The sequence below is a fragment of the Glaciecola sp. SC05 genome (assembly GCF_041380235.1).
Taxonomy (GTDB): domain Bacteria; phylum Pseudomonadota; class Gammaproteobacteria; order Enterobacterales; family Alteromonadaceae; genus Glaciecola.
Window position 1 is genome coordinate 211,055 of record NZ_JBGIYY010000001.1, and the last position, 23,250, is coordinate 234,304.

Below are 23,250 nucleotides of genomic sequence, written 5' to 3' on the forward strand. Positions count from 1 at the left end.
CATGATTAATTCTGAAACGCCTCCATTAGATGACGTGAAACTCTGGGACCTGCCAAGTGTTGAAGATATTCAAGATGACGACAGCACTCAAACTAACGCATTTAATAGACCCCTTAATAAATGGAAGTTTGAAGCACCCGAGCAAGAAGAAGACGTGCAGCCTCTTACTGCTGAAGACATCGAGCAAATACGCAAGGCAGCCTTTGAAGAAGGCGTGAGTGCCGGACACGAGCAAGGTTATGAAGACGGCCATGTGCAGGGTTTAGAAGCCGGTAAAATTGAAGGATTGGCGTTAGGGAAACAAACTGGTTTAGAGCAAAGTAAAGCTGAGGCAGACGAGGCCGCGAAAGTTCAACTAGATGCTCTGCAATCGATTCTTGAGCAACTGCAAGCCCCTTTAGCGCAGGTTGATGCTGAAGTGAAAAATGAGCTGGTGCTCTTAGCAATCAGTTTGGCGAAAGCGATTATCAAAACGGAAGTGAGTCAATCTACTGAAAGCTTGCTGCAAGTCATCAGCGAAAGTATGGCAGTCTTGCCAATTCAAGAAAGCACCTATCAAATTCATCTTCAGGCTGACGATTTAGCATCACTGCAACAGCAGTTTGATGAACAAACGCTACAAAATAAACGCTGGCAACTGCACGCCAACAATGATCTGGCACGGGGTGGCTGTAAAATTGTCAGCCACAGTAATGCAGTCGATATGTCGATTGCTCGTCGCTGCGAACAAGTATTTGACCAAGTATTGTTAGAACAAGGACTCGTTGATGACCCTCGCGCTAGCTGAACATATTCAAAATATCCGCGAATCTATCTCAAGCTCTAGGCCGATAGCATCTGGAAAATTAGTCAGAGGCGTTGGTTTGACCCTTGAAGCCATAGGCTGTCAAATTCCAATTGGTGGACGCTGCCGAGTGCAGACTATGTCAGGTAAGGTAGAAGCTGAGGTGGTAGGTTTTGCGAATGATGTAACGTTTTTGATGCCAATTGAATCGATTAAAGGCATTGTGCCGGGCTCATTGGTTGAGCCGATTACGCATGATGCGGGACTTGGCGTCGGCGACGGTTTGTTAGGAAGAGTGATTGACGGAAATGGCGACCCATTAGACGGTAAGGGGCCCATACGATTTGAAAAACGCGTCTCTACTCAAGCGCCTCCAATTAATCCACTGCAGCGTAAACCGGTTTGTGAGCCATTAGATGTCGGGGTAAGAGCAATTAACTCTATTTTGACCGTTGGTAAAGGTCAGCGCATGGGTTTATTTGCTGGCTCCGGCGTGGGTAAAAGCGTATTGATGGGTATGATGACCAGAGGTACAACTGCGGATGTGGTGGTGGTAGGCTTAATTGGCGAACGCGGCCGTGAAGTAAAAGAATTTATTGAAGATATTTTAAGCGAAGCAGATATGGCGAAAGCCGTGGTCGTTGCCGCTCCGGCGGATACTTCCCCGCTAATGCGCCTCAAAGGCAGTGAAACAGCCATCACAATTGCTGAATATTTTAGAGATAAAGGGAAAAATGTACTCTTACTAATGGATTCGTTAACGCGTTATGCCATGGCGCAGCGAGAGATTGCCTTAGCGGTGGGTGAACCTCCAGCTACTAAAGGCTACCCGCCTTCGGTATTTGCCAAACTGCCGGCGCTGGTTGAGCGAGCGGGTAATGGCAATCAGTACCAAGGCTCCATAACGGCATTTTATACGGTATTAACAGAAGGCGATGATTTGCAAGATCCGATTGCAGATGCTGCACGCGCAATATTAGACGGTCACATTGTTCTATCGCGCTCTCTCGCGGACTCAGGGCATTATCCCGCGATTGATATTGAGTCATCTATTTCAAGAGTAATGCCGCAGGTCGTCACTGCGGAACATGAACAAAATGCGCGCAGCATTAAACGCGTATATTCGGCATATCAGCAAAATAAAGATCTTATTAATTTGGGGGCTTATGCAAAGGGCTCGGACCCTACTATTGATTTGTCCATTGCTGCGGCGCCAACCATAAATGCATTTTTACAGCAAAGCACCAAGCAAATTATTAGCTTCGAGCAAGGCTCAGAGGCTTTGCAGCAATTAGGGAAAGGCCTGCAGCAAGCAGGACAAGGCCAATAAAATATGGCAACGGTTAAGCAGTTGGCTCTAGTTGCTAATCTTGAAAAAGAAAAGGAACATAAGCTAGTACGGCAATATCAGCAGGCCAAGCAAAGCGTTTTTGAAAATCAACAAAAACTCGCTAGCCTAGAAAAATATCGAATTGACTATATGCATTTAATTAAGCAAAAAGCCAGCGAAGGGCTTGCTGCAAAAGCCTTGATCCAACACCAAAGTTTCGTAGGCAAATTAGACAAAGCATGTGAACAACAAATCAACGTGATCAATCAAACCACCCTTGTTGCTGAGCAGCGCAAGCAACAGTGGCTTGCCCAAAAAACCAAAGCTCAAGCGATTCATACCCTCATGCAAAAACTGAAGCTCAAACAGACACAGCTTGAAGCCAAACAAGAGCAGAAGCTGTTTGATGAACTGGCTAGTCAATCTCTATTAAAACTAAGAACGTCAATCACTTAGCACATGTTCTTAACTTGGTACGCCATTTGCAATGTTCTCAGTAAGTAATAATTTGGAACGACTGTAGCTTATTAAAAAGCTATTAATAACAGTGGTTTACACATTAATTAGACTAGGACATTCTTGTCATGATGCAACAATTTGCCACCTCTTCATCAAAAATTGCCGTTAATACCCTAGAGATGGGTATCAATAGTGCCGATCCCGCTAACAATGATACCTACAGATCATTTGAACAATCTCGTAGCGCTTTCGAAAAAGCTATTGCGGATGCAGAGCAAAGTGCGTTTGTAACTGCTGGCGATATTTCAAAAGGCAGTGGTGTATTTAAAGAACAGTCATATGTGCAGCCGGTAATTAGAGAAGCAGCTGCAACAGACAAGCGCTCGCAAACAAGTGAAGCACTTGAGAGTGCTCAAAAGGCTGAGGCATTAGAAGGCGAATCTGAACAGTTAAAGCCAAGCTCAATTGATACACAAAGCAAGCCCGCTGATGCTGCAAGTACGCTAAGGGCAGAAGATAAGCCTGAAAATGCGCTGGCGGTAGCAGATGAGCTAGGAATAGACTCAGATGGCAGTAAGTACACAGCCAACGAATTTGATTATATAAATTTTGTTACAGATATTAAGAGTCTTACCGAAGACACCTTAAATAATGATATTACGCCTGAATCATCATTGCTTACTGCTGGGATCGCGGCAAATGAGCAAAGCCTCGACTTATCTAATATCAGCCTAACGGAGGATGAGCTGCAAATCATTTTGGATGCGCAGCAAGCAGGCCTTGATTTACAAGACAGCTTGAGCGAAGAGCAGTTGTTAAAGCTTAGCAATGCAATCAGCAGTATGCTCAGTCAGTTTCATGAGCAAAGCGAGTCGTCAAATACGCAAAGCGCAGCCGCAAGTGAGCTTGATGCTTTAGATATAAAATTATTAGAAACAATGATCGTTCAAGCGCCTGTTTCAAAGCAAGAGGTATTCACAAGCGACGATAAGTCCATTGAGGTAGCGCTTGAAGTAGAGCCACCAAAAATTAATGAAGCGACAGACACTGCGGCTTTGCAAAATGAGGTCGCTGTTGTCAATACGCTTGCAGGTGATGGGATACTGGTCGCAGAGACTGGTCTTAGTACTGAGCCAAACATAGACGAAACGTTGTCAAATAAACAAAGCGAAATAAAACAAAACACAGCAATCCCAGTTGATCAGGCAACGTTGCAGTCTTTTGAAACCAAAGACCTTGAGTCTTCAATAGCGAACGATACAAAAAGCGACGCTGAAATAAGATCAGCCGACCGAGTCACAGCCGATGTCGTGACAACGAATATTGTCGCGAAATCAGAGGTAATAAAAACTGACACTCAAAACAAAACAACCAGCGAGAATAGCGACGCTGTGCTCAAACAAATCGTAGCACTCGACGAACGTTCGCAAACCAATATCATTGAAAACATTAAGTCCAGAGTCGAGAAGTTTGTGGCAGACCTGTCTGGTAATAGTAGCAAAGGCAGCGAATTTGTTGCTGCCATGCAGACGGGTTTAAAAGAATTAAAAGAACAAATGCAAAGCGGTCGTGAGCCGGGTATCGATTTAAAAGCACTAATTTCTGACGCTATGTTGCAATTGAAAGTCGAGATTCCAGCACAAACACAGGCAAAAGTTGACACTGTCTTAAATCAGTTTGCGGGTTTGATGAACCTAGCGAACGCGGTTAATCAATCGTCTCAAGCCCAAGCTCAACAGCTATTTGGGCTAACTGAGACACAAATAGTAAAAGAATCTAATGTATTGCACACAGAAGGTACGAAACTTGCTCAGCATACACCAACGAACTTTGATAAAGCGGTAAACATATTTAAACCAGAGGGTCAGCAGCATTTGGCAGAAAAAGTGAGATGGATGATTAACGGCCGTAATCCGGCTGCCGAAATCCGTTTTGATCCGCCAGAGCTGGGCGCTATGCAGATAAAAATAAATATGAGTGCTGACACTGCTGCGGTGAGCTTTACGGTTCAGTCTGCCACAGCCAAAGAGGCTTTAGACCAAGCATTACCGAAGCTAAGAGAAATGCTGCAAGAACAGGGTATAGAACTTGGCCAATCATCGGTTCAGCAAGAGGCCAAGGGGCAGTCACAGCAAAACAATGAGCAGACCAGCGGTGGACAAGGAGCCAGCAATAGCGAATTGGCTGGCGGCCAAGCAGAAGTAGAAGCAGATTTACCACCTGTATTTGAACAAAGGATCAGTGGCGGTAGTCTGGGCGGCATTGATTATTACGCATAAGTTTATCACTACATTTTTATAGCAATATTATTATTTTTTAAAGGATAGCAAAGCATGGCAGAGCCAGAATTGACGGCAGAAGAAGGCGGTAAGAAAAAAAGTAAGCTAGTACTGATTATTATTGCAGTAGTCGTGTTAGCTGGCGGTGGTGCTGGTGCCTACTTCTTTTTGTTTGCTAGCGATGATCCGAGCGGAGCAGCGGTGCAAACAAGCTCAGGTGGCTCAAGCGCGCCAGTGAGCGAGAGCGGAGACAAAGCTCTTTATGTGGCAATGCCAAGACCTTTTCAATTCAATGCTCCTGGTATCACCCGTGAACGCTTAGTGCAAATTGAAGTGCAGTTGATGGTAAGAGGACCCGACAATGAGGAGTTGGCGAAGCGCCATATTCCAATGATTGAAGGGACCTTACTGAGAGTATTTAGCTCCGCCAACGCAGACGATCTAGTTACCGAATCAGGTAAAACCGAGCTGCGTGATAAGTCTACATCGCAAGTAAGACAAGTTATGAACGATCTCGAGAAAAACCCAGTGATCGAAGAAGTCTTATTTACAGGTTTTGTAATTCAATAACTCAAATTGGGAAGTTAAGTGAGCGATTTATTATCACAAGACGAAATTGATGCGCTATTGCACGGTGTCGACGATGTTGAGGAAGATGAAGTTGAAGAGGTAGAGCACGACGGCTCCGCCTTAGAATATGACTTTTCTTCTCAAGACCGGATCGTGCGTGGACGTATGCCGACCTTAGAGATTGTTAACGAGCGCTTTGCAAGGCACATGCGCATTAGCTTGTTTAATATGATGCGGCGTAGCGCTGAGGTTTCGATCAACGGCATTCAAATGATTAAGTTTGGTGAATACATTCATACTCTGTTTGTGCCAACTAGCCTGAACATGGTCCGGTTTAGACCGCTCAAAGGCACCGGTTTAATCACCATGGAAGCCCGTTTGGTGTTTATCATGGTAGACAACTTTTTTGGCGGCGACGGACGTTACCATGCCAAAATTGAGGGCCGCGAATTTACACCTACAGAGCGTCGTATTATCCAAATGTTGCTGAAGCTAATTTTTGAGGATTACAAAGAAGCTTGGGCACCAGTAATGGATGTGTCCTTTGAATATTTAGATTCAGAAGTGAACCCTGCAATGGCGAATATTGTCTCGCCTTCTGAAGTGGTCGTTATTAGTTCATTTCATATTGAGCTTGATGGCGGCGGCGGCGATTTTCATGTCTCCCTACCATATTCAATGCTTGAACCAATACGCGATACGCTTGACGCGGGCGTGCAAACCGACAAAGAGGATACCGATTTTAGGTGGAGTAAAGCTTTGCGTGACGAAATCATGGATGTACAGGTAGGCGTTTCTACCCACTTCCTTGATATTGAAGTTACCCTTGAGCAGCTCATGAATTATAAAGAAGGGGATATTATCCCCATTCATATGCCAAAAACCGTCACTGTTTCGATTGAAGACTTGCCAACCTTTAGAGCAAAAATGGGTAAATCCCGAGACTGCATAGCATTACAAATTGCGAATAAGATCCCAAGACCAATCTCGGTAAAGTCTGAGCTTAACTCCTTTACCAAAAACGGTAAGAAAATCGATAGTGATTCAGAACTACAGGTACTTGAAGAAGATTTATTAAGTACGCTTGAACGAAAATAACAGAGGAAATAACAATGAGTGAAGAAGGCGACGGCTTAGACGCATGGGGTGAAGCAATGGCAGAGCAGGCTGAAGCAGAGGCTGCTGAAACGGTCACTGAAAAACCTGCTAGGGTAGAAACTGCAAAGCTCGATGAGCTCAAAGAAACCAACAGTATGTCTGAAGAACAAGAGACCAAGCTAGATACCATATTGGATATCCCGGTGACCATCTCTATGGAAGTCGGTCGTACCAATATTAGCATACGAAATTTACTGCAATTGAACCAAGGTTCGGTAGTGGAATTAGATCGGGTTGCCGGAGAGCCATTAGATGTTTTAGTAAATGGCACGTTGATTGCTCATGGAGAAGTAGTGGTCATCAACGATAAATTTGGTATTCGGTTAACGGATGTTATTAGTCAAGTCGAAAGAATTAAAAAGCTTAAATAGCTATAAAATTAAAAACCTCATAAAAACAGGGGTTTACACCCTGTTTTTATCCTCTATTTGGATGCCAGTGCAAGCTCAAGTTGCGACAAACGAGTTTGGTGGGCTGTCCTCTTTCATCTCTATCTTCCTTTCGCTGGTACTCGTGATCGCCATTATTTTTGCGCTCGCCTACTTAATGCGACGGTTTAATGTCACTCAAGCCGGAAATGGCCAAATGAAAGTCGTCGCTAGTATGATGGCTGGTGCCAAAGAAAAGATCATGGTGATTGAGGTCGGTGATGAACAACACTTAATTGGCGTCACCGCACACAACATCAATCACCTTGCTACTTTAAACTCGCCCTTAGAAACCAGCGCTAAAAATACACCTTTAGACGGGAAAGTTGGTTTTCAGCAGAAACTCGTGCAGGCGATGGCGCAAAGCATCACCGGCAGTAAAGCTAACAGCGTAGATACTACAGCTAAAAAAAACAAAGATGCATCAAGAGGGGCAAATCATGATTAGGTTTAGCACTGTAATGAAGCTGTGCGTATTGTTGGTCTTGGTGTTAGGTTTCAGTACCGATGTATTCGCCCAACAAAGCGGTATATCGGCGGTTACTGTCACCACTAATGATGATGGTTCGCAAGAATACTCAATGACCTTACAAGCGCTGTTTATAATGACAGCCTTGAGCCTTATTCCCGCCTTTGTAATGATGATGACCTCATTTACCCGCATCATTATTGTGCTGTCGATACTGCGCCAAGCAATTGGTTTACAGCAGTCGCCATCGAATCAAATACTGATTGGCGTGAGTCTGTTTTTGTCGATGTTTATTATGGCGCCTGTGTTTGAAGAAATAAACGTGAATGCCCTGCAGCCATATTTAAATGAAGAGATGACATCTTTACAGGCATTTGATCAAGCGAAAGAGCCAATGCGTCAATTTATGCTCAGCCAAACCCGCGTCACTGACTTAGATACTTTTATTCGCATTGGCGGCTATGAAGGGCAGTTTTCTTCGCCTGAAGAGGTCCCTCTTACCGTGTTAATACCAGCATTTGTGACAAGCGAACTAAAAACCGCGTTTCAAATTGGCTTTATGTTATTTATTCCGTTTTTGATTTTAGATTTAGTGGTAGCGTCAATTTTAATGGCAATGGGTATGATGATGCTCTCGCCAATGATTGTGTCTTTACCTTTTAAGCTAATGTTGTTCGTGCTAGTCGACGGTTGGAATCTGATTTTTGGCACCCTTGCCAACAGTTTTGGCATGGGAGTCTGACGTGAGTCCTGAGGCTTTTGTTGAAATTATGCGTGATGCGATGCTGGTTATTATCGTGATTGTCAGTGCGATTATTATGCCAGGCTTGCTTATCGGTTTGGTAGTGGCGGTGTTTCAAGCGGCCACGTCAATCAATGAACAAACAATGAGTTTTTTGCCTAGGTTGGTTGTCACCCTACTAGCACTTAGCTGGCTAGGCAATTGGCTGGTCACTAAGATGATGGATTTTACTAACAACATTGTTCTTAGTATTCCGTCTGTGATTGGCTAAGCCGAACGATATGGATTTACTCAGCGCCACTATCATGGATCTTATCAGCGACTATATGCTTTCGTTTATGCGCATATCGGGGCTGTTTATTGCCATGGTAGGGATCAGCGCTCGCACCGTGCCGCCTCAGGTCCGTAACTTATTGGCGATATTATTGACACTCATGATTGTGCCGATGCTGCCGCCGGTGCCTATCACCGACATTGTATCTTTAGGCACTTTTTTTGAAATTCTAAAACAGCTAATTGTGGGCATTGCCATCGGCTTTATTTCGATGATGGTGATAGATACCTTTGTCTTGGCTGGGCAAATCATTGCGATGCAAACCGGCTTGGGCTTTGCGTCGATTGTCGATCCGGTCAATGGCGTGAACGTGACTACTATTGGTCAGTTTTATCTTATTTTAGCGACCTTAATTTTTTGGACGGTTGACGGGCATTTATTGCTAATTAATATGATTGTGATCAGTTTTGACGCATTTCCCATCGACGGACCATGGTGGACAGGTGAACAATTTAGACAAATTGCGCATTGGGCAGGTTGGATGTTTGTATCTGCGGTAACCATCGCGCTAGCACCAATTGTGTCACTTCTGATTGTCAACTTGGCCTTTGGCGTTATGACCAAAGCGGCACCTCAACTCAACATCTTCAGCTTGGGTTTTGCTATTGCTCAAATCACCGGTTTGATTGTGATATGGATCACCTTATCCAATCAGGTTTATCACTTCAATATATTGTGGCTGCGCGGACAAGAGTTCATGTGCAAGCTGCTGTTAACCTGCTGAGGACGCTATGGCTGAAAATCAAGACGCGCAGGAAAAAACAGAGGAACCGACCCCGAAAAAAATTGAGGACTCCCGCAAGAAAGGGCAGATAGCGCGTTCCAAAGAATTATCTACTGCCTTGGTGCTGCTGGCCAGTGCAGCGGCGATGATTGCGATAGGTCACCACATTGCGATTGCGATGTATGAAGTCATGAAGCGCTCGTTTACCTTATCGCGAGACGAGACCTATGACCTTAATCATATGTTCCAACTCTTAGAGGTTTCTGTCACAGAAAGTGCCGGCCCAATGCTAGGCTTTATGATCATATCAATGCTCGGCGGGATCTATGGTTGTGTGGCCATGGGCGGATATAATTTTAGTTGGGAAGCAGCCGGCCCAAAAGCCAGCAAGATGTCGCCGATTAGTGGCTTTAAACGCATGTTTGGAACCGAAGCCTTAGTTGAATTACTCAAAGCCATTGCCAAAGTATTGGTGGTTATATTCATGGCCTATATGGCACTGATATTGTTTAAAGATGAAGCCCTACACCTTGATATAGAGCTTTATCCGCTTAATCTGTTTCATGCCATGAACATGATTGAATGGGCATTTTTGTTATTGTGTGCAGCGATGATCCCGATTGCCATGATTGATATTCCATATCAAAACCATAAGCACAATGAAGAGATGAAGATGACACTTCAAGAAGTCAAAGACGAGCGTAAGAATTCAGAAGGTGACCCACAGGTGAAAAGCCGTGTGCGTCGTCTGCAGTATCAAGCTTCAGCTAATAGAATGATGCAAGATGTACCAAAAGCGGATGTTATTGTTACCAACCCAACGCATTTCTCTATTGCCATTCAATATGAACAGGATGGTTCTCGCGCACCTGTAGTCCTGGCAAAAGGCCTAGATGAATTAGCGATGCACATTCGTAAGATTGGTAAGGCTCACGAGGTTCCAATTATTGAATCTCCGGCGCTTGCTCGTGCTATCTACTACTCAACTGAAGTGAATCACGAAGTGCCGCAAAAACTGTTTATGGCAGTTGCGCAGATACTCGCTTATGTTTACCAGCTTAAAGCATATAAATCTGGCAAGGGTAAGCGACCCAAAGCGCTTAAGAAAGACCTTCCGATACCGCCGGAGTTGAGACGTTAGGCAGTTTAGGTTTAGCTGTTATTGTGGTCTGTTCACTAGGATTTATGCAGTTTAGAGAGGGAAGTTATAAAAAAACGCGCTAGCTCAAATGTTTGATGCTAGCGCGTTAAATATTGCTGTGAGTATTACTTTTTAGACATTCTGCGTACCGCAAAGATAGCCATGGCTAAAAGAGCCAATCCTTGAGGTGCTGGAACAGGAGTAACGCCCGTACATGCTGGATCGTTAGGGTTAGCAGTACAAAAATCAATGGTTTCTTGTAATTTAGCGTTTGCAAAATCGGTAACAAAATCGGTAATGACTTGGTTATCGTTAGTATTAAAGGCTGCTAAACTAAATATTGCGCCGCCATTATCTACCGCTAATTGCTCAAAGTTGCCGCCATTTACTGTCGCGTTACCAGAGTTTGTGGTTACAACATTAAACAGCGCGCTATTGGCTTTGAGAAACCCATCAGTATCAGCCCACGTTGTGCTTGAACCATTGTGCGGCTCATCAGTAAGTAAGATGATATTTGTGATTGCATCGTTTCGGAAACTAAATGCGCCCACGTTACCAGGATATGCATTAGGCGTGTTCAATGCGTACGCAATAGCATCGTAAGCAGGCTCAGTGCCGCCTGAGGCAATAAGATTCCCTGCTGCTAAAGCAAAAGCGGTAGGGTCAGTAAGGTCGGTAAGTGTGCGCGGTACAACTCCGCCGTTACCATAACCTACAAGACCAAAGCTAGCGTCTACCAGACCGCCGCCGCTCAAAATACTGGCAAACAAGCCAATGTTGTTTCTAAGATTGGTTTGCACGTTACCCATCGAGCCAGATTCATCAACGATGAATATTACGTCTGTTTTGATAGTTGCAGCAGATACCGTCAACGACAGAAAAGTCATTGTGATAGCGGCTGTTTTTATAAGTGTGTTTACTAAAGTTTTCATGATTCCATGTCCTATTTAGACTAGCAGTTTATGTAAAAATTTATTAAATTTGATGTCATTAATTGTTGACAGTTTAGATATGCATAAAATATTCCAGTTTTTAATTGCTATAAATATCAAAGCTTTAAGCTTTTCTATTTTTCATATCGCAGTATTTTGTAAAGTAATCTGACAGTTTTTCCCTGTCTATTAAAAGAGTGACGAGGGTTCTTTTTGCAATGCTCAAATTGCAAAGACGGCGGTAGCGGCTTGGATGCTGGTCTCCTCAGTACTTATGATTAAGCTAACAACAGTGGAGCAAATATGTGTAAAACAAACTGACGCTCACTTTGCTTTAGTCTGTTTCGTTTAATCGGGGTAAAATTTTACTGAATCGCTATCCGACATTTTTACGATTCATTACTGGATTCAATAGACCCTAATAGTTTGTTTTAGCATTGCAAAAGAATCTGTCATTTTTATAATCAAAAAGCAGCGCTGCAGCGTAATCATATTACTGAGCAAAAAGGCATGGAATTTTATGAAAATTGTAATCGGCGTGTTAGCTATTTTACTTTTATCGGCTTGCGTGAACTTACCGGGCCCCTCACAAGAAAAGGAAGCGGATTACGGCACATTCCCTGATGATTACCAAGATATCGCGAGAACTTACCTCATGGCAGAGTTAAGAGACCCGCCCTCGATTGAAATTAAGAATATTTCTGAACCTATGAAGCGATGGATTGGTGATAAGTTTACCGGTATCGGCTACGGCTACTTGGTTTGCGTGGAGGTCAACTCCAAGAATGTTTTTGGCAATCTTACTGGTTTTAGAAACGATGCATTGCTGATTAGAGATGATACTGTTATCGACTATATCAAAGATGGTGAGCTGTTAAGTGGCATGAAGTTGTGTGACTAGAGAAAAGTAGGGTGCTGACCGGCAACTCCAGTAAACTCTATGATGTAGATGACAGCAGTGGTTGTTATTAACCGTGTATTTTGAGTGCGAAGATATTCTTAAATGTGCGCACAAGGCCCGAAAATTAGCCTTGAGCGCATCTAGTTCGCTTACTTAAGATCCATACCTTGAATGATTTCATGTGCTATTTCAGGTGTGGTGACTGTCGGTTTCTCGTGCAGGTCACCTTTTAGTTGACCCTTACGATGTTTTAGAGCTGCATTGAGCTTTTTAACTGCTTGAGAAATTGCTGGGTACATGACTGCATTTTTGCCTTTTACGGCAACGCTGGCTCCCTCATATTTTGTGGCAACTTCGGCGCTAAACTCTCCGTGCTCTTTGGTTATAAACACATCTAATGCGATAAGGGTAGGAAAGTGGCTGGCAATTTTTGAAAATTTAGTTTGAATATCGTCTTTGAGTGACTGAGATATATCGCAATGATGACCTGACACGTTTATCTTCATAGTTTTTCCTTTTTGCTTTGATTACATTTGGTTCGCTTGCTTTTTTTGCTTTCTTCATTGTTAAGCTTGGGACAAAATTCGCAAAATACAAGCTATTAAAACAATCTTTTTATTTGCTCGGTTCTTATTCTGAAAACGATGGCCAAGCGCTAAATAGCGAAAGTCTGCACGAACAAAGCCATAAGCCAATTACGAGTGCTTAAACATAGAGCCAAATATTCGTTTAAGCAGCCCTAGATTAATGTGAGCATCGTTATTTTGCGGACCACTATCTGTCATCGACCCATTTCATGATTATAATAGTGTTTGTTTTGCTATAATTGCAATTTACGGTCAACAATCAAAGGATAGGATGATGAAAAAAGCCTTAATTATACTTCTCGCGTTAGGAGCACTCATTGCGGCTGGTGCATGGTATTTGCTCAGCGGTGCGGGCGACATGATTAAACAACAAATTGAGCAGCAAGGTAGCAAATACCTAGGTACATCGGTGTCGGTCCTTAACGTTGATTTAGCATTAGCAGATGGTCGTTTGACAATTAACGACTTAGATGTAGAAAATCCGCAGGGCTTTAGTCAATCCGATGCTTTTAGTCTTGAGTCTATTACCCTTGATTTAGGAAACATCACCAGCGAGCCGTATACGGTGCAAACAGTCAGCTTAAATGCGCCAGAAATTTTGTATGAAGTAGATGCATCAGGAAACGGCAATTTATTGGTTTTAAAAGATAATTTAATGAAGAATTTACCAAAGGCAAAAGAGCAACCGGCTGAGCAAGCGCCAGGCGCGAATCCCTTAGTGATTGTCGAGAACGTGACGGTTAGTAAAGTACGTTTAAAGCTAAATTTTGAAAACTTAGATACGGGTGACCTGCAAATAGACCAAAAAGTTTATGAAATTGAGCTTCCCACCTTTAACGCGGGCTCGGTTGGCAAACCCAATGGCCTGCCGGCAGATCAAGTAGGCGCTGCAATTGTCAATAAAATGCTAGACAATATTATCGCGCAAGCCAAAGAAGAAGCCAAAAATCGTTTAGCCGACGAGGCCAAGAAAAAAGCCAAAGAAAAGTTAGACGAGGAAAAAGAAAAGTTGAAGAATAAAGCAGCGGATAAACTTAAAGGGCTATTTAACAATAGCTAGCTTATTCATACTAAAACGCTTAAGTGGGTAGCAAGTAGCTGCCCATTTTCTTATCTGTTATGCGCAAATAAATGCGCCTCGCTTAACACTAAAAGGAGTCATAACGTGTTACAAATCGTTTTTATCGCTATTGTGGGAACCTAGTTTTATAACTTATTTGAAGTACCCATAGCGAAAAAGATTGGATATTGTTTGTTATCTATTCTTGCATATTTGATTTTGTTTTTCGTGCTCTCAACGATCATTGGCATTGTGCTAATTTCACTGGGTTTCGATGATGCATTTAAAGACTTCAACTTTGTGATCACCATCGGCGTATCTATCATCAGTTTTGGCGCTTTGTATGCCGCGCGAGAATACATATTGAAAAAGCGCGCTACCGGCTTAAAAGCAACGCATATTTCAAATTAAAAGCTTGTAAAGTCATCATGCATGGCAGGCATTGAATTTCTCTAAAGCCTTTGAGCGAGATACTGCTTTACATTGCTGGTAGATGGTAACGGTTGCGATAGTCTCAAATACTTCAGTTCATGCTCGTTGTTTATAAGCGCAAGCATCAGCAAAGCTCTCAAGCGTTTAAGCGATGGAGTTTTCGCGTGGGTTTTGTATAAAAATCAAGCAAAAAAGCAGTTCATATAAAAAAGCGCGAAAGACTGGCACGTAAGTTGTAATACCCCTCAGTAATTACTCTTAGCTGTCAAAAAATTGTTATATGCAACTAGCTTCTTATTTCCAGCGCGTCGATAAAAATCAGTTTAAGCAGTTTACCACTGGCTTAGGTGCACCTATTGTCGTGCTTGCCCTTATGGGCATGGTGATTCTGCCCATGCCGCCTATTTTGTTAGATGTATTGTTTAGCTTCAATATCGCCCTTTCCCTCGTGATTATTTTGGTCTGCATATTTACACAACGGCCTATCGATTTTGGCATTTTTCCGCTTGTGCTGCTGGTAGCGACAGTTTTACGACTCGCTCTGAACGTGGCGTCGACTCGTGTGGTTTTACTCGAAGGGCATGAGGGTGGAGATGCTGCGGGTAAAGTAATACAAGCATTTGGTGAGGTGGTTATTGGCGGCAACTATGCAGTTGGTGTCGTTGTCTTTGCAATTTTGCTCATTATTAACTTTAAGGTAGTAACCGCTGGTGCGGGTCGCATCTCAGAAGTGAACGCCCGCTTTACCCTAGACGCAATGCCAGGTAAACAAATGGCCATTGACGCCGACTTAAACGCCGGCTACATCGACCAAGATCAAGCTAGAAAACGTCGTGAAGAAATTACAGCAGAAGCTGACTTTTACGGTTCAATGGACGGTGCATCTAAATTTGTTAAAGGTGACGCCATTGCAGGTCTTTTCATCATGCTGATCAATATTGTTGGTGGCTTGTTTATTGGCATGTACCAGCACGATTTAGATTTTTCTAACGCCATGCAAGTGTATACCATGCTCACCATTGGTGATGGTTTAGTGGCGCAAATTCCGTCACTTTTACTTTCGGTTGCTACCGCGATTATTGTTACCCGCGAAAACGACAGTCAAGAAATGGGCGATGAGATACGCGAACAGCTTTCGAACAAAAAAGCCTTATATATAACGGCCGGTATCCTCTTCATTATGGGCATTGTTCCGGGTATGCCTCACTTTGCATTTTTATCGTTTGCAGCAGTTGTAGGTGGTTACGCCTTCATGCGTGAGAAAAATCTCAAGAAAGCTATTGCCGAAGCAGCGCGCGTTGAAGCCATGCCTGAAGCAAAAAGCGGTGTACCTGAAGTCAAAGAACTTGGTTGGGACGATGTCCAACAAGTAGATGTGATTGGCCTAGAAGTTGGCTATAGGCTGATTCCTTTAGTTGATAAGTCGCAAGGCGGTGAACTGCTTACACGCATTAAAGGTGTTCGTAAAAAACTGTCTCAAGAACTTGGCTTCTTAATTCCGCCCGTGCACATTCGTGACAATCTAGACTTTATGCCAAATGCCTACACTATTTCAATGTTAGGGGTGAGCGTGGGCGACGCTGAAGTCACTCATGACTGTGAATTGGCAATCAACCCTGGACAAGTTTTTGGCACCCTCGAAGGCACACCAACAAAAGATCCTGCTTTTGGATTAGAAGCGGTATGGATAAAAGCTAGCCAGCGTGAGCATGCGCAAACGCTTGGCTATACCGTGGTTGACTCGGCTACCGTTATTGCCACGCATTTGAGTCAGTTATTGACCACCCATGCACATCAACTGTTGGGTCATGAAGAAGTCCAGCAGTTGCTCGACATGCTAGAAAAAACCCACCCTAAATTAGTTGAAGGATTAGTACCTGACATCTTGCCTTTAAGCACGGTGGTCAAAGTACTACAAACCTTGTTGTTTGAAGGTGTGCCGATTAGAGACATGCGCACAATTGTACAAACGCTTTGCGAGTATGGGCCGAAAAGTCAAGACCCAGATGTATTAGTGTCCGCGCTGCGGATTGCGCTTAAGCGTTTGATCGTGCAAGAAATAACCAGCGGAGCACAAGAAATCCCAGTTATCACTTTAGCACCCGATTTGGAACAGATGTTGCATAAGTCATTGCAAGCGGGTGGTGAGGACGGCGCAGGGATTGAGCCGGGACTAGCAGAAAAGCTGCAAGAGTCTTTGTCGCAAGCATATCAACAGCAAGAAATAGCGGGTGAGCCTGCAGTGCTGTTGACATCAGGGATGCTGCGCCCTGTGTTATCCAGATTTTTAAAGCAGTCAGTTAGCGGATTACATGTATTGTCGTACCAAGAAATTCCAGACGACAAACAGATAAAAATTGTGTCATCGGTCGGTCAATAAACTGACACGCGATGAACACTAAAGAGCTTAAAATAATGAGGAATGTATGAAGATTAGACGTTTTTTTGGCAAAGATATGCGAGAAGCCCTCAAGCAGGTAAAAGAAGAGCTTGGTGGCGAAGCAGTTATTATGTCTAATAAAAAAGTACCTGGAGGAGTCGAGCTTGTCGCTGCGGTTGACCCTGCTCCCCAGAAAGCTCCAGAAAAACCCATACTCAAAACTACTCGACCTTCGCCAACCTTAAGCGAAGTGATTGGTGATGACATTCCCGATAGTTTGCAAGCGCTTTTAGATAAACAGCAAGGTGGTGGGGCTTATTCAAGATCCCTTCAGCAAAACACACAAAAGCAAACGCAGCAGGCCACGGCCCTGCAGGCAAGGGCAGACGCGAGAGCAGATGAATCGATGGTGCGTTCGCCCGCATTTGTTGAGCCTATAGATGATGATGTGACCTTAGAGAAAAGCCAAGCCGCAAGTTTGACGCCTCCTCCTAGCGTCCTTGAACCCGATCAAATGGACGTCATCAGAGCCGAGTTAGAGTCGATTAAAAACGTGTTAAAATTTCAAGTGTCTGAATTGGCCGATGAACGCAAAAAGCGTAACAACCCTACACATCATTACCTTCAAGAGCAGTTGCTTGGCATGGGCATAGGCCCACAACTCGCGCGCCAGTTTGTTGATTTTTTACCGCATAATGTGGATGAGAAGCAAGGTTGGAAGTACTTACTAAACCTGCTATCGAATCGTCTGCATGTGGGCGGCAATGATATTCTGAGTCAGTCGGGGGTAGTGGCACTTGTTGGCCCTACCGGCACCGGGAAAACGACCACATTGGCCAAGTTGGCGGCAAAATATGCACAAAAATATGGTGCTGATCAAGTTGCCATGATCACAATTGATACTTACCGAATTGCCGCGTTTGAGCAACTAGCAACCTACGGCCGAATTATTGGTTGCAGCGTCAAAAAAGCGCAAAACGCAGAGGAGCTCAATCAAATACTTTCGCAAATGCGCAATAAAAAATTAGTCTTAATCGATACCGCTGGCTTTAGTCAAAGAGACGCTCGCTTGATTGAGCAGCTTAACGATTATCAAGCTGGGCTGTCGGTTAAAATTCGCAAGTACCTCGTATTACCTGCCGGTGCACAGTACCAAGTGCTTAACCAAACGGTTAAGGCTTATCATGCTACTGACTTACAAGGCTGCATATTCACCAAGCTTGATGAGTGCTATAGCTTGGGCGAAGCACTCAGCGTAATTATCGAAAACGACCTGTCACTCAGCTATGTGACCGACGGTCAAAGAGTACCCGAAGATATTAAACTTGCAGACGCTGCAAATCTGACCTTGGTGGCCGCAAAACTTTATAAAAAGTACGGCATGCCTTTACAGGGTCAGGAGACTGCCGCTTTCGCTGGTGGCCTATGATAATCGATCAAGCGAGTAGCTTAAGAAAAATGAATAAGTCCAAACAGATAAAAGTGATTGCGGTGACTGGCGGTAAAGGTGGTGTGGGTAAAACCAATATCACCTTGAATATGGCCGTTGCTGCCGCCAAGCAAGGTCAGCGTGTCATGGTGCTAGATGCTGATTTAGGTTTAGCCAATGTTGACGTGATGTTGGGCTTGCGGGTGGATAAAAACTTATCTCACGTACTGTCCGGCGATTGTACCCTAGATGAAGTGCTGGTAACCGGTCCATACGGCGTCAAAATTGCGCCGGCAACCTCGGGCACCAAATCAATGGCCGAACTAGGACCCCATGAGCATGCGGGTTTGATCCGCGCCTTTAGTGAGCTTAAAACCCCAATCGATATGATGTTAGTGGATACCGCGGCCGGCATCTCTGACATGGTGGTGAGCTTTTCACGGGCAGCTCAAGATGTGGTAATTGTGGTGTGCGACGAACCAACTTCACTTACCGATGCTTATGCATTAATCAAAATTTTAAACCGAGAACATGGCGTGTTTAAGTTCAAAGTAGTGGCCAATATGGTGCGCTCTGAGCGAGAGGGTCGTGAGCTCTACAGTAAGCTATCAAAGGTAACAGGGCGGTTTTTAGACGTAGCCTTGGAGCTAGTGAGTATTGTTCCTTTTGACGAAAACGTACGCAAAGCAGTCAGAAAGCAAACTGCATTAGTTGAAGCTTATCCGGGGTCGCCGGCAGCTAAAGCCATTTCAAAACTGGCTGAAAGCGCAGCGACATGGCCGATTCCCACACAAGCAGGCGGACACTTAGAGTTTTTCATTGAAAATCTCGTGTCTTTGCATGAGTAGGTAAATAAGAGTGAGTAATAAAGTGACCGTATATCAACAGCAAATAGATAAGAACCAATTGGTCGAGCGTCATGCTCCGCTCGTGAAACGGATTGCCCATCACTTGATGGCCAGACTCCCTGCAAGCGTGTTAATCGATGACTTGATCCAATCGGGCATGATTGGCTTGCTCGAGGCGGCTCGTAACTTTGATGGTACAAAAGGTGCAAGTTTTGAAACCTTCGCAGGTATTCGTATCAGAGGCGCGATGCTCGATGAAATCAGAAAAGGCGACTGGACACCTCGTTCAGTCCATAAAAACTCCCGAGCGATTACCGAGGCTATCAACAATGTTGAGAAAGCTACAGGTAGAGACGCCAGAGATACTGAAGTAGCCGAAGTTATGAATGTCTCGGTTCAAGAATATCATCAGATGCTCAATGAGGTAAACGCCGGCAAGCTAGTGGGCATTGAAGATTTAGGGGTCAGCGAAGATGTGCTGACGAATGAAGAAAGCAAGGGCGCTGACAAACCATTTGAAGAAATGATGCAAGGATCGTTTCAGAAAGCGCTCGCGCGGGCGATAACTACTCTACCAGAGCGTGAAGCGATAGTGCTGTCGCTGTATTACGACGAAGAATTAAATTTGCGAGAGATTGGTGAAGTCCTTGAAGTCAGCGAGTCTCGGGTAAGTCAGATACACAGTCAGGCGATGTTAAAGCTAAAAGCAAAGATGCAGTCTTGGCGCACCGTGAAGTAGCTCAATTGATGATTAGTATAGAAAAATTAAATAAAAGATCCCATTGCGGAGGTAGTTTTGGATAAGAACATGAAAATTCTGGTTGTTGATGATTTTTCAACGATGCGTCGCATTATTAAAAACCTGCTGAAAGACTTGGGTTTTACTAATGTTCAAGAAGCAGATGACGGCAACACTGCATTACCCATGCTCAATCAAGGTGATTTTGATTTTGTGGTAACCGATTGGAATATGCCGGGAATGCAGGGTATTGACTTACTTAGGGCCATCCGCTCAAGCGATAAGCTAAAGCATTTACCTGTATTGATGGTAACGGCCGAAGCTAAGAAAGAGCAGATTATTGCGGCGGCTCAAGCTGGAGTGAATGGCTATGTAGTTAAGCCATTTACCGCTGCAACGCTGAAAGAAAAACTAGAAAAAATATTTGAGCGTCTCGCTTAAGTGTTGCTGAAGAGGTAATAAACAATGACGCATGATGCATCATTAATTTCGCTCGAAGAAGCGAAAACAATTGTGGCGCACTTAGAATCCAATGAGATTGAGTCGGCTAACCATATTGTGCATAGCATCACCATGAGAGAATCTATTGAGCTTTTTTCTGAAGTCGGCAAATTGACACGCCATCTGCATAGCTCGCTGCGCAACTTTCATTTAGATGAGCGCATTGCCAATCTTACCAAATCGCAAATACCCGACGCAAAATCGCGCCTTGAGTATGTAATTGAAGAAACTGAAAAAGCGGCTAACTCAACGATGGATGCGGTTGAACGAAGTATGCCTATCGCTGAGGCGCTCAATCAAAGATTAAACACCGTCATGCCAGAATGGAAAAAGCTGATGTCTCGGCAAATTGAGTTAGGCGAGTTTAAGGTACTTTGCCATGATCTCGATACATTGTTGTCTGATGCTCGCAACGATTCGGCCACCTTAAACAGTATATTAACCGAAGTCCTCATGGCGCAGGGTTACCAAGATCTTACCGGCCAAGTTATTCGTCGAGTTATAGAGCTCGTAAAAGACGTAGAAGAGAATTTGGTAGAAGTGCTATCGGCCTTTAGTGACGAAGACCCAAACAAAGACAAATCTGCAAAAAACGGAAATAAAGTTAAGTCTCAACCTTCTAATAAAAATGACGATAACGTTAATGCAGAAGGACCCATAATTAATGCAGCAGATCGAAATGACGTCGTTCATGGACAAGATGACGTTGATGATTTGCTGTCTAGCTTAGGCTTTTAGGAGAGCAAACGAATGTCGTTTGAAGTTGATGAGGAGATCTTGCAAGATTTTTTGGTGGAAGCCGGAGAAATTCTAGAGCAATTGCAAGAACAGCTTGTAGAGTTGGAGAACAACCCAGAAAACTCTGATCTATTAAATGCTATTTTTCGCGGATATCATACGGTTAAAGGCGGGGCAGGTTTCCTTTCGTTAACCGCACTGGTCGATATCTGTCATGGTGCCGAAAACGTCTTTGATATCATGCGCAACGGTCAGCGCACGCTCACGCCAGAGCTGATGGACGTCATTTTACAAGCCACGGATGTGGTAGTTGAAATGTTTGAGAAAGTAAAAGCCAATGAAGCGCTCACTCCAGCCCCCGATGAGCTAATCAATATTTTACACAAACTTAGTACACCTCAAAGCGCGGATGAGCAAATTTTTGCAGAGCAAAACGCAGTTGTAGAGCCCAGCACCAAAGAGCCCGCCGCAAGCGATGCAGCTACAGTTAATTCTCCCTCTCCAGCAAATGCTGATGACGCTATTGAAGAAATTACTGAAGACGAATTTGAAGCTCTGTTAGACGAATTGCACGGCTCTGGCAGCCCCAGTAAAAATCAAGCAAGCGATATTGCACCATCAAGCAGTGACCCTAATTCAGACGACATCAGTGATGACGAGTTTGAGGCCTTGTTAGACGACTTACATGGTAAAGGTCAATTTAAGGCAGAAGACAGCTCGGTCGTTTCTGCAACACCAGAGCTTGATACAAATGTTACGCAAACGGGCAGTGATGATGAAATCACTGATGCAGAATTTGAAGCCCTGTTAGATGATTTACACGGCAGTGGAAAAGCACCGACAATTGCAAACAGCGATGCCAACAAACCGAGCGCAGGCTCTGCCAATAAAAGCCCTGCAAACCAAAGCGATAAGGCAGAATCAGCAGCAACTGAAAATACACCCAAACAAGAACAAGCTCCGCCTACGCCTGCTCCAAAAACTCCGGCAGTATCTGCGGTAAAGGCACCGGCTAAAAAAGCCGAAAAAACTGCCGCACCGCAAGCTGAGACAACCGTCAGAGTAGACACTAAACGCCTTGACCAAATAATGAATATGGTGGGCGAGTTGGTCTTAGTACGTAATCGGTTATTAAGTCTTGGTACTAGTGTAGCTGATGAGAGTATGTCCAAAGCGATTGCTAATCTTGATGTAGTGACCGGTGATTTACAGGGTGCGGTGATGAAAACTCGCATGCAGCCAATTAAGAAAGTATTTGGTCGTTTCCCTAGGGTGGTAAGAGACTTAGCCCGAACCTTGAAAAAAGAAATTAGTTTAGTGCTTGAGGGTGAAGAAACCGACTTAGACAAGAATTTAGTAGAAGCACTAGCCGACCCACTCGTGCATTTAGTAAGAAACTCTGTAGATCACGGTATTGAAATGCCGGATGAACGGGAGGCTGCTGGGAAATCTAGGATGGGTACGGTTAAATTAGCCGCTTCTCAAGAAGGCGACCATATTTTATTGACTATTGCTGATGACGGCAAAGGAATGGACGCAGAAAAGCTCAAGGAAATCGCTGTAAATCGGGGTGTTATGGATGCTGATGCGGCAGCACGTATGTCAGATGTTGAAGCCTTTAGTCTGATATTTGCGCCAGGATTTTCCACTAAGACAGAAATTAGCGACATATCTGGACGCGGTGTGGGCATGGATGTGGTGAAAACCAAGATAAATCAGCTTAATGGCTCAGTTAGCATTAATTCTGAGCTAGGCAAGGGCACCACCCTTGAAATAAAAGTACCTTTGACACTCGCCATATTACCCACACTTATGATTGTTGTAGGTAAACAAACCTTCGCTTTACCGCTTGGTTCAGTGAACGAAATTATTAACATGGATATAGAAAAAACCAATAAAGTTGACGGGCAGTTGACTATGTTAGTGCGTTCAAAAGCGATTCCATTATTCTATTTAAATGATTGGTTAAACCCGATGAGTCCGGTTGAAAATCGCGCGCTTGGTCATGTTGTAGTAGTGCAAATTGGCACCAAACAGCTGGGTTTTGTAGTCGATTCATTAATTGGTCAAGAAGAGGTCGTGATAAAACCCTTAGACGCCTTGCTCCAAGGCACGCCGGGGATGGCCGGTGCGACGATTACGTCAGATGGCGGCATTGCGCTTATCTTAGATGTTCCTAGTTTGCTAAAGCGATATGTGTAAAATCATTGCCCGTAAACCATGCTGATTCAAAAGTTGTGGATGGGGTAAGTGAGCAATACATTTTAAAGCCGCGATGAATATGC

24 protein-coding genes are annotated in these 23,250 nt (G+C 44.0%); 22 read left to right on the plus strand and 2 right to left on the minus strand.

Annotated features, from left to right (window positions below):
- Position 1 precedes the first annotated feature (1 nt).
- From fliH to flhB, 12 genes are all read left to right on the plus strand, one after another.
- Positions 2 to 787, plus strand: a complete 786-nt coding sequence (gene fliH / locus AB9H30_RS00890; RefSeq protein ID WP_371192695.1) for a flagellar assembly protein FliH — start codon at positions 2 to 4, stop codon at positions 785 to 787.
- Positions 768 to 2,114 carry a flagellar protein export ATPase FliI gene (fliI, locus tag AB9H30_RS00895; RefSeq protein ID WP_371192696.1) on the plus strand — a complete coding sequence of 449 codons (1,347 nt, stop codon included), beginning with the start codon at positions 768 to 770 and terminating at the stop codon, positions 2,112 to 2,114. Before fliH ends, fliI begins: the two co-directional genes overlap by 20 nt.
- Before the next feature lie 3 nt (positions 2,115 to 2,117).
- Positions 2,118 to 2,570 (plus strand): flagellar export protein FliJ, encoded by a 453-nt coding sequence (gene fliJ, locus AB9H30_RS00900; protein ID WP_371192697.1) that lies wholly within the window; start codon positions 2,118 to 2,120, stop codon positions 2,568 to 2,570.
- Positions 2,571 to 2,698: 128 nt separating this feature from the next.
- On the plus strand, positions 2,699 to 4,852 hold the full coding sequence (locus AB9H30_RS00905; RefSeq protein ID WP_371192698.1) for a flagellar hook-length control protein FliK: 2,154 nt from the start codon (positions 2,699 to 2,701) through the stop codon (positions 4,850 to 4,852).
- Positions 4,853 to 4,906: 54 nt separating this feature from the next.
- Entirely contained in the window at positions 4,907 to 5,422 is a 516-nt protein-coding gene (gene fliL, locus AB9H30_RS00910; protein WP_371192699.1) for a flagellar basal body-associated protein FliL, read from the plus strand.
- Positions 5,423 to 5,440: 18 nt separating this feature from the next.
- A complete protein-coding gene (fliM, locus tag AB9H30_RS00915; protein WP_371192700.1) occupies positions 5,441 to 6,520 on the plus strand; it encodes a flagellar motor switch protein FliM in 1,080 nt (359 codons plus the stop codon).
- Positions 6,521 to 6,534: 14 nt separating this feature from the next.
- Complete coding sequence (gene fliN / locus AB9H30_RS00920; protein WP_371192701.1) at positions 6,535 to 6,951, plus strand: flagellar motor switch protein FliN; 417 nt, start codon at positions 6,535 to 6,537, stop codon at positions 6,949 to 6,951.
- Positions 6,911 to 7,456, plus strand: coding sequence for a flagellar biosynthetic protein FliO (fliO, locus tag AB9H30_RS00925; RefSeq protein WP_371192702.1), 546 nt, complete (start codon positions 6,911 to 6,913; stop codon positions 7,454 to 7,456). The genes fliN and fliO overlap by 41 nt, the downstream gene beginning before the upstream one ends.
- Positions 7,449 to 8,219 (plus strand): flagellar type III secretion system pore protein FliP, encoded by a 771-nt coding sequence (gene fliP, locus AB9H30_RS00930; protein ID WP_371192703.1) that lies wholly within the window; start codon positions 7,449 to 7,451, stop codon positions 8,217 to 8,219. Before fliO ends, fliP begins: the two co-directional genes overlap by 8 nt.
- Before the next feature lies 1 nt (position 8,220).
- Complete coding sequence (fliQ, locus tag AB9H30_RS00935; RefSeq protein ID WP_371192704.1) at positions 8,221 to 8,490, plus strand: flagellar biosynthesis protein FliQ; 270 nt, start codon at positions 8,221 to 8,223, stop codon at positions 8,488 to 8,490.
- A 10-nt stretch (positions 8,491 to 8,500) separates the two neighbouring features.
- Positions 8,501 to 9,277, plus strand: coding sequence for a flagellar biosynthetic protein FliR (fliR, locus tag AB9H30_RS00940; RefSeq protein ID WP_371192706.1), 777 nt, complete (start codon positions 8,501 to 8,503; stop codon positions 9,275 to 9,277).
- Positions 9,278 to 9,284: 7 nt separating this feature from the next.
- Positions 9,285 to 10,418, plus strand: coding sequence for a flagellar biosynthesis protein FlhB (gene flhB, locus AB9H30_RS00945; protein ID WP_371192707.1), 1,134 nt, complete (start codon positions 9,285 to 9,287; stop codon positions 10,416 to 10,418).
- A gap of 125 nt (positions 10,419 to 10,543) precedes the next feature.
- On the opposite strand, the gene AB9H30_RS00950 is transcribed toward flhB, so the two are convergent.
- A complete protein-coding gene (locus AB9H30_RS00950) occupies positions 10,544 to 11,350 on the minus strand; it encodes a VWA domain-containing protein (RefSeq protein WP_371192708.1) in 807 nt (268 codons plus the stop codon).
- 520 nt (positions 11,351 to 11,870) lie between these two features.
- Here AB9H30_RS00950 and AB9H30_RS00955 point away from each other — a divergent pair.
- Positions 11,871 to 12,251, plus strand: a complete 381-nt coding sequence (locus tag AB9H30_RS00955) for a hypothetical protein (protein WP_371192709.1) — start codon at positions 11,871 to 11,873, stop codon at positions 12,249 to 12,251.
- 149 nt (positions 12,252 to 12,400) lie between these two features.
- Here the strand turns inward: AB9H30_RS00955 and hpf are convergent, their stop codons facing one another.
- The gene (gene hpf, locus AB9H30_RS00960) at positions 12,401 to 12,757 is read right to left on the minus strand and encodes a ribosome hibernation-promoting factor, HPF/YfiA family (protein WP_371192710.1); all 357 of its coding nucleotides are present in this window, start codon (positions 12,755 to 12,757) and stop codon (positions 12,401 to 12,403) included.
- A 355-nt stretch (positions 12,758 to 13,112) separates the two neighbouring features.
- Between hpf and AB9H30_RS00965 the strand changes: the two genes are divergently transcribed.
- From AB9H30_RS00965 to AB9H30_RS01005, 9 genes are all read left to right on the plus strand, one after another.
- The gene (locus AB9H30_RS00965) at positions 13,113 to 13,898 is read left to right on the plus strand and encodes a hypothetical protein (RefSeq protein ID WP_371192711.1); all 786 of its coding nucleotides are present in this window, start codon (positions 13,113 to 13,115) and stop codon (positions 13,896 to 13,898) included.
- A gap of 192 nt (positions 13,899 to 14,090) precedes the next feature.
- A complete protein-coding gene (locus tag AB9H30_RS00970) occupies positions 14,091 to 14,309 on the plus strand; it encodes a hypothetical protein (RefSeq protein ID WP_371192712.1) in 219 nt (72 codons plus the stop codon).
- Between the two features lie 301 nt (positions 14,310 to 14,610).
- Positions 14,611 to 16,710 (plus strand): flagellar biosynthesis protein FlhA, encoded by a 2,100-nt coding sequence (flhA, locus tag AB9H30_RS00975; RefSeq protein WP_371192713.1) that lies wholly within the window; start codon positions 14,611 to 14,613, stop codon positions 16,708 to 16,710.
- Between the two features lie 46 nt (positions 16,711 to 16,756).
- Positions 16,757 to 18,139 carry a flagellar biosynthesis protein FlhF gene (gene flhF / locus AB9H30_RS00980; protein ID WP_371192714.1) on the plus strand — a complete coding sequence of 461 codons (1,383 nt, stop codon included), beginning with the start codon at positions 16,757 to 16,759 and terminating at the stop codon, positions 18,137 to 18,139.
- Entirely contained in the window at positions 18,136 to 18,987 is an 852-nt protein-coding gene (locus tag AB9H30_RS00985) for a MinD/ParA family protein (RefSeq protein WP_371192715.1), read from the plus strand. Before flhF ends, AB9H30_RS00985 begins: the two co-directional genes overlap by 4 nt.
- Before the next feature lie 10 nt (positions 18,988 to 18,997).
- Positions 18,998 to 19,726, plus strand: a complete 729-nt coding sequence (locus AB9H30_RS00990) for an RNA polymerase sigma factor FliA (protein WP_371192716.1) — start codon at positions 18,998 to 19,000, stop codon at positions 19,724 to 19,726.
- Between the two features lie 57 nt (positions 19,727 to 19,783).
- A complete protein-coding gene (gene cheY, locus AB9H30_RS00995; protein ID WP_371192718.1) occupies positions 19,784 to 20,167 on the plus strand; it encodes a chemotaxis response regulator CheY in 384 nt (127 codons plus the stop codon).
- A 24-nt stretch (positions 20,168 to 20,191) separates the two neighbouring features.
- On the plus strand, positions 20,192 to 20,965 hold the full coding sequence (locus AB9H30_RS01000; protein WP_371192719.1) for a protein phosphatase CheZ: 774 nt from the start codon (positions 20,192 to 20,194) through the stop codon (positions 20,963 to 20,965).
- 12 nt (positions 20,966 to 20,977) lie between these two features.
- Positions 20,978 to 23,167 carry a chemotaxis protein CheA gene (locus AB9H30_RS01005; protein ID WP_371192720.1) on the plus strand — a complete coding sequence of 730 codons (2,190 nt, stop codon included), beginning with the start codon at positions 20,978 to 20,980 and terminating at the stop codon, positions 23,165 to 23,167.
- Positions 23,168 to 23,250: the final 83 nt, after the last annotated feature.

What these genes read in the sequence shown, in the direction of transcription:
- fliH (WP_371192695.1), top strand. Translation starts at nt 2, where the DNA reads ATGATTAATTCTGAAACGCCTCCATTAGATGACGTGAAACTCTGGGAC.
- fliI (WP_371192696.1), top strand. Translation starts at nt 768, where the DNA reads ATGACCCTCGCGCTAGCTGAACATATTCAAAATATCCGCGAATCTATC.
- fliJ (WP_371192697.1), top strand. Translation starts at nt 2,118, where the DNA reads ATGGCAACGGTTAAGCAGTTGGCTCTAGTTGCTAATCTTGAAAAAGAA.
- AB9H30_RS00905 (WP_371192698.1), top strand. Translation starts at nt 2,699, where the DNA reads ATGATGCAACAATTTGCCACCTCTTCATCAAAAATTGCCGTTAATACC.
- fliL (WP_371192699.1), top strand. Translation starts at nt 4,907, where the DNA reads ATGGCAGAGCCAGAATTGACGGCAGAAGAAGGCGGTAAGAAAAAAAGT.
- fliN (WP_371192701.1), top strand. Translation starts at nt 6,535, where the DNA reads ATGAGTGAAGAAGGCGACGGCTTAGACGCATGGGGTGAAGCAATGGCA.
- fliO (WP_371192702.1), top strand. Translation starts at nt 6,911, where the DNA reads ATGTTATTAGTCAAGTCGAAAGAATTAAAAAGCTTAAATAGCTATAAA.
- fliP (WP_371192703.1), top strand. Translation starts at nt 7,449, where the DNA reads ATGATTAGGTTTAGCACTGTAATGAAGCTGTGCGTATTGTTGGTCTTG.
- fliR (WP_371192706.1), top strand. Translation starts at nt 8,501, where the DNA reads ATGGATTTACTCAGCGCCACTATCATGGATCTTATCAGCGACTATATG.
- flhB (WP_371192707.1), top strand. Translation starts at nt 9,285, where the DNA reads ATGGCTGAAAATCAAGACGCGCAGGAAAAAACAGAGGAACCGACCCCG.
- AB9H30_RS00950 (WP_371192708.1), bottom strand. Translation starts at nt 11,350, where the DNA reads ATGAAAACTTTAGTAAACACACTTATAAAAACAGCCGCTATCACAATG.
- AB9H30_RS00955 (WP_371192709.1), top strand. Translation starts at nt 11,871, where the DNA reads ATGAAAATTGTAATCGGCGTGTTAGCTATTTTACTTTTATCGGCTTGC.
- hpf (WP_371192710.1), bottom strand. Translation starts at nt 12,757, where the DNA reads ATGAAGATAAACGTGTCAGGTCATCATTGCGATATATCTCAGTCACTC.
- AB9H30_RS00965 (WP_371192711.1), top strand. Translation starts at nt 13,113, where the DNA reads ATGAAAAAAGCCTTAATTATACTTCTCGCGTTAGGAGCACTCATTGCG.
- flhA (WP_371192713.1), top strand. Translation starts at nt 14,611, where the DNA reads ATGCAACTAGCTTCTTATTTCCAGCGCGTCGATAAAAATCAGTTTAAG.
- flhF (WP_371192714.1), top strand. Translation starts at nt 16,757, where the DNA reads ATGAAGATTAGACGTTTTTTTGGCAAAGATATGCGAGAAGCCCTCAAG.
- AB9H30_RS00985 (WP_371192715.1), top strand. Translation starts at nt 18,136, where the DNA reads ATGATAATCGATCAAGCGAGTAGCTTAAGAAAAATGAATAAGTCCAAA.
- AB9H30_RS01000 (WP_371192719.1), top strand. Translation starts at nt 20,192, where the DNA reads ATGACGCATGATGCATCATTAATTTCGCTCGAAGAAGCGAAAACAATT.
- AB9H30_RS01005 (WP_371192720.1), top strand. Translation starts at nt 20,978, where the DNA reads ATGTCGTTTGAAGTTGATGAGGAGATCTTGCAAGATTTTTTGGTGGAA.